We start from the raw sequence: 5,649 nt of genomic DNA on the forward strand, positions 1-5,649 counted from the left end.
GCCGCATTATTTACTTCAGAAATCAACGATTATTCAAGCCGTTTTTTAATTCATTTTTAATTCTATTGATCTTGCAATTTTTTATATCCGTAAGACCTGTCTTCCGCAGTAAAATGGCAAATTTTGCTAAATCCTCGTATTCACCATTCAACTAATCATAAGGGTTTGTGGCAGTTTTACTCTCTTTAAAAAAGACTAATATTATAATAGGTTACAATATTCTCTGACAGATGGTATAATACATGCGTGTTTTCCGGGTAGCTGTTCTATGTTTCTTACAACCAAAAAATTTCCCAGCGGGCTTACGTATCTGTACCTGATGGATTCAAAATATGATTCTGCAACTAAACGCACGAAGGTTTTTATTTACAAGAGTTTTGGCAATTATGACGAGTTCGTTAAAAATGAACCCGAGGCATATGCGGAGCTTGTGAAAAAATACGGTGAAAAACGCCGGAAGAAAAAAGAGGATATCAGAGAGTCCGGAAAAAATTTTATCAATAAGCAAGTCAATTCGGATGGTTTCATAGCGATTAATGATATTAAAAATTCTGTCAGGCAGTGTTATTCGCACCTTGTTATAAAACAGATATGGCAGAATGATTTGGCAATGAATACTTATTTTGACTATCTGGTTTTTCATAACGGACTGGAGATTGAATATAACATTTCCAGGATTGCGCTGTACTTCATCACGCTAAAAATCATGTATCCCATGTCATATCATGCTGGGCTGCAGGAAAGCACAAGATTCCTGGGCGATCCCATGAACGGGACAACTGCGGATGATGCGTATCGCTGTCTGCGGCTCCTGGCGAACTTCAAGGATTCTGTTCTGAAACATGTCAGCGGCAAAATAGACAAGCTGATTCCCCGGGAAAAATCGCTGCTGTTTTATGATTGCACAAACTGCTATTTCGAAACCCCGTGCAATGATGAGTACTGGTATCACAAAAAAGGACTCCGGGTATTGAGAATGATTCTCAGAAAACGTTCGGAAATCTATGATCGCCTGTCAGATCAGGAACTTAACGGACTGATTGAGACAACTCCGGAACTAACCGATGAACTGGACTCTGTTATTACATCATTCGGGAACCCCTTGAGAATGCACGGGGACAGCAAGGAAAAGCGGCTTGATTTGCCGATAGTGTCCATAGCCCTGGTTGTCGACGAAAATGCCATACCCATAGACTTTCAGATTTATGCCGGTAATGATGCCGAAGCGACAACCATGGCAGAGTCCATTCAGAAACTGAAGAAAAAACACAAAATTAAAAATGCCGTAATTGTGGCAGACAGTGCTCTTAACGGAACAAAAAAACTGTCAATGCTTCTCGAAGAAGGGATGGGATTTTCTGTGGCCAAATCGGCTCTTTCCTTTTGCGCAGAGATCAGAAATAAACACCTGAAACTGGATACCTTCGAAGCTGTAAAGGATGAAGCCGGACAGGAGACCGGCTTTAAGTACAAAGTAATACCATATCGCAATTCTGTCTACGACAAATCAGAGAGAGAAGAATCAGGACGCAAGAAAAAATACACCATCGACTGCAAGCTGATGCTGACATTCAGCGAGACGAGAAAGGAAAGGGATTTAGCCATTCTCGATGAAAACATCAAAAGAGCTCAGCAGGCTGTTGACAAGCATGAAGAAATCAAGTCCGGTCAGAGCGGCTGGAAACAGCTGGTTATAAAATCCGCCTCCGAAAGCGCAAAAGACACAAACGGAAAATCAAAAACTGAAATAAGTTCCAACTCAGATTCTGACTCGGGAAAGGATTCAGCCGCAGATAATGCTTCCAAATCATCCTCGGCCGGAAAATCTGTAGCGGGAGATAAAACGAAAAAAATGGAGAAGAAGCAATCCGTAACCTGCATAGCGACATCTCTTGATAAAAAAGCCATCGAGAAAAGAAAACTATGCGCAGGATTTTCCGGTATTCTTTATCACAAACCGCCGAAGTCAAAAGAAGAAGATTTTAAGGCTGAGTATGTAAGCTCTCTCTATCATAAACTGGTGCAGATAGAAGAGTGTTTCCGAATTATGAAAAATGAATTTGAAATACGTCCGTTGTATGTACGGGATCGTGAAAGCGTTACCGGACATGTTTTGCTTTGCGTGCTGGCTCTTATAATTGTGCGGATCATTCAAAACAAATTCAAAAATAAAGAAAAATCCATAACTCCAAATAAACTTCAAAAGCTTATGCGGGAATTTAATTTTGGAATGCTTAGAGGCAAGGACAATAAATGTGTTTATCTTGATTTATCGGAAATTTCAAAACGGGAAAATGTAAAAACCCTGAAAAACAAATCTGACAATGATTCCGAAATGGAAACGGGACATGATGTCTCTGCTTACGATCTTATTCAAGAACTGTTTGGGAGCAAACTGCCAGTGGCTTCGGATTTGGAACAGCTAAGAAAGTATTTCAAAGCAAGGACAATTGATCCTTCTTCATCTCAATTAGAGAAGCTGGACAAAATGTGCCAGTCAGCTACCGCTGCATCGGCACAGCGGTTGTAACATACTATATTATTAATCGTAAAAACGGCGATAAATGGCTTGTATAAAGGGCTTGTCGCTCGTTTTTTGCATTTTGACTGCGGAAGACAGGCGGAACAGTGCCGATGGTAGTGTAAGCATTCGCTATGTGAGAGTAGGTCATTGTCAGGCATTTTATTTGAAAGAGGGAGTTCCTTTGCGGAGCTCCCTTTTTTCATGGCGGAAATGTATTTTTGTTTGCCTGCTAGTTTGCTGGACTATACTTGTCAGGTAAGCAGTGCCGCATTATTTACTTCAGAAATCAACGATTATTCAAGCCGTTTTTTAATTCATTTTTAATTCTATTGATCTTGCAATTTTTTATATCCGTAAGAGATTAGACTAAAAACTCTACTGAGTTAATTTATTGTTATTTTAGGAGGTTTATCGTTATCCTTTTAAGGGTTTCTGAAAAAGTAACAGTTCTTTAATTACGGCCGTTTTCTCTGTTTATAAAATAAATTGTAGCTATTTTTTTTACATACTATTGCATTTTAATTCTCATTACTATATCATTATGTTCATATGTATCGGCATTAGGGTTTTAGTTTGGATATGTTATCTTGCATGTCTGATGGTTGTTGATACTGTTGACTTTTTATTAACTGCACCTAGAGAATGTAGCTATTTATGAACAACAAATTTTCCGTAAAGAAACCTGGTAATAATAAATGGAACCAGGAACGTCGGCTGGAATTTATCGATTATCGCCTTTGTTGGGCCGGGCACATTAATCGTGCTGATCTTGTTTCCTTTTTTGGTATTTCCATTCCCCAGTCTTCTCTTGATCTTTCCCGTTACTGTGAAATGGCCAAGGACAATCTTAAGTACGACAGACATTCCAAGATTTACCGTAGAAGTCCCAAATATAAGCCTATCTATCCTATCTGTGCGTCCGAATCATATCTTAACGACATTTTAATGAAGGCTCAGGGCACTCTTAACCCTACCAGAGATTATCTTGAAAAAGCTCCGAACATCGCCTGCTTTATGCCTCCCAAGCGCAAGATAAATTTTGATGTTCTTTCCCTTATAGTTGACTGCATCCTCAACCAGAAGTCTGTTGAGATATCCTATCAGACCATGAACAGCGTAGATCCTGAAAAGAGACGCATTCATCCGCATGCATTGGGTTTTGACGGTATTAGATGGCATATCCGCGCATTTGATGATAAGCACAACGAGTTCCGTGATTTTGTGCTTTCCCGTATTTATTCTGTGGGCAAGCCGGAGGAGTCTGACGTTGATCCCAATGAGGATATGAAGTGGAATTTCGTGGTTTCTCTTAAAATTGGACCCAATCCCAAGCTTACCCCGAGCCAGCAGAAGGCTATTGAAATTGACTACGGCATGGAAAATGGCGAGGTTGTCTACAAGTGCCGTCAGGCCCTGCTTTTCTACACTCTCCGTCTTTTGCGCCTAAGTCCGGATGATGATGTGGATAATGACGATCCTAAGAAGAATCAGATCATTCTTAAGAACAAGGATGAGATTTTTATGCTTCTCAGAATGTAATCCGATCATTCAGGTTTTTGTGACAGTTCCTTTAGCTATAAGGGGACTGTTTTTTTTTGGTATAATATCCGCTGCTGTTTCAGCCTAGTAAGTTTTTTTTTGGAAATTGAGTTATGTCTGATCGGGACGAACGTTTGTCTTACTTGAATATGGCGAATCCAATGCATTTGTTCGCTGTGGGGTTTGGCATCGGTTTGAAATTTAAAAAGCCGGGTACCATGGCGTCCCTGCTGACGCTCCCGTTGTGTCTTTTGTTTATTCAGCTTCCCATTCTGATTAAAGCTATTGTGCTTCTGTTGTTTTTCGGGATCTGTGTCCTGGCCTGTAAGAGCGTAATTGATTTGATTGGTTATGAAAACAAGAACAAGATTGCGTGTGATGAGTTTTTGGGAATGCTGGTAAGCGTGATGTTTCTGAATGCTGATGAGTGGTTTATGGCTGTAGCTGCTTTTTTTGTATTCCGTTTTTATGCTATGATGCATCCGTTTCCAATTTCTCTCATCCAAAAAAAAATTCCTCCTTTTTGTTCAGTAGTAGTAGATGATTTTTACTGTGGACTTCTGACAGCTCTTACTACCTGGGTCATAGGCATGATCATTTTCAGTAACAGCTATTCCGCTGGTTTCTAATTGTTTTCAGACGGTCATAAAAAACCGGGAGTTCCCTTTTTTGGAAGCCCCGGCTGTCATGCAAAAACGTAGAAGGCCGCTTATCCGCTCAGAATTCCGGAATTACCGGAACAAATTTGCTGTTATCCACAATCTCAGAGAGAGATCTTTTACGATACGGCTTTTTGTTTTTTGATTTTTTTGGTTTTTTAATTACCTGATGCCGATATTGTCTGCAAAATTCCTGCAGAGTGCGCAGGCATATCTGATACGGACAGTCGTTCTGAATATCTTTGGCTAGGTTAACGCAGTTTCCTTCGAGCTTCAAAAAACGTTTGACTATCTGCTGTTCATTGTCGAGAAGATACCCCTTGAAGCCGAGATGTCTCCCATCCTTACCTATATGTTCTCCGGTGGGTGCATTTATATACTTGTAGACGGTGTTCCGAGAAATATTAAGTTTTTTGGAAATTCCCAGAATGGAAACGCCCGCTTCCTTAAGCTTTTTGATCTCTTCTTGTTGTTTAGGTGTAAACATCTCTCAAGTTCTGTCTATTTGCGATGTGTAGTGGCCGTAAATCAGAATCTCCTGCTGTACATTGTTCAGATTCTGCAGAATACTTTCTAATAAATATTGACGGAGTCTGATTCTTTCTCTTGATTCTTATATTAATCAATACAGTATCATAATGAAAATGCAGTCGTAATTATGGCGCATTTATGTAGCTGTTCTGGTCTATTGTCTGACAGCCCTCAATATAGCCTAGAGGCAGATAGTTCAGCGTATCTGCTTTTCTGGACGACGTGTCATCTTCCATCATTACCCTCCTAATTCTACATTAAGTATACCGTGAGATATAGCGTTTTTTTGGATTTTTTTTAAAAATTAAGTTTAAGTTATTAATGAGTGTTCACAATATTGCGTTATTTGTTACTTATGCCTGAATCATTTGTTTTGCACGGCACCTGTTTATATTG

4 protein-coding genes are annotated in these 5,649 nt (G+C 39.7%); 3 read left to right on the top strand and 1 reads right to left on the bottom strand.

The genetic code is table 11. The annotated features are described in order from the left end of the window. Positions 1 to 268: 268 nt before the first annotated feature. From F557_RS0103800 to F557_RS20955, 3 genes are all read left to right on the top strand, one after another. Positions 269 to 2,530, top strand: a complete 2,262-nt coding sequence (locus F557_RS0103800; protein WP_019000927.1) for an IS1634 family transposase — start codon at positions 269 to 271, stop codon at positions 2,528 to 2,530. 648 nt (positions 2,531 to 3,178) lie between these two features. Continuing rightward, positions 3,179 to 4,063, top strand: coding sequence for a WYL domain-containing protein (locus F557_RS0103805; RefSeq protein WP_019000928.1), 885 nt, complete (start codon positions 3,179 to 3,181; stop codon positions 4,061 to 4,063). A 161-nt stretch (positions 4,064 to 4,224) separates the two neighbouring features. After that, positions 4,225 to 4,692: a phosphatidylglycerophosphatase A gene (locus F557_RS20955; protein WP_019000929.1), complete on the top strand. Its 468-nt coding sequence runs from the start codon at positions 4,225 to 4,227 to the stop codon at positions 4,690 to 4,692. Positions 4,693 to 4,780: 88 nt separating this feature from the next. Here the strand turns inward: F557_RS20955 and F557_RS22925 are convergent, their stop codons facing one another. Further along, the gene (locus F557_RS22925) at positions 4,781 to 5,209 is read right to left on the bottom strand and encodes a helix-turn-helix domain-containing protein (protein WP_019000930.1); all 429 of its coding nucleotides are present in this window, start codon (positions 5,207 to 5,209) and stop codon (positions 4,781 to 4,783) included. Positions 5,210 to 5,649 lie beyond the last annotated feature (440 nt).

Source organism: Succinimonas amylolytica DSM 2873, assembly GCF_000378405.1.
GTDB lineage: Bacteria > Pseudomonadota > Gammaproteobacteria > Enterobacterales > Succinivibrionaceae > Succinimonas > Succinimonas amylolytica.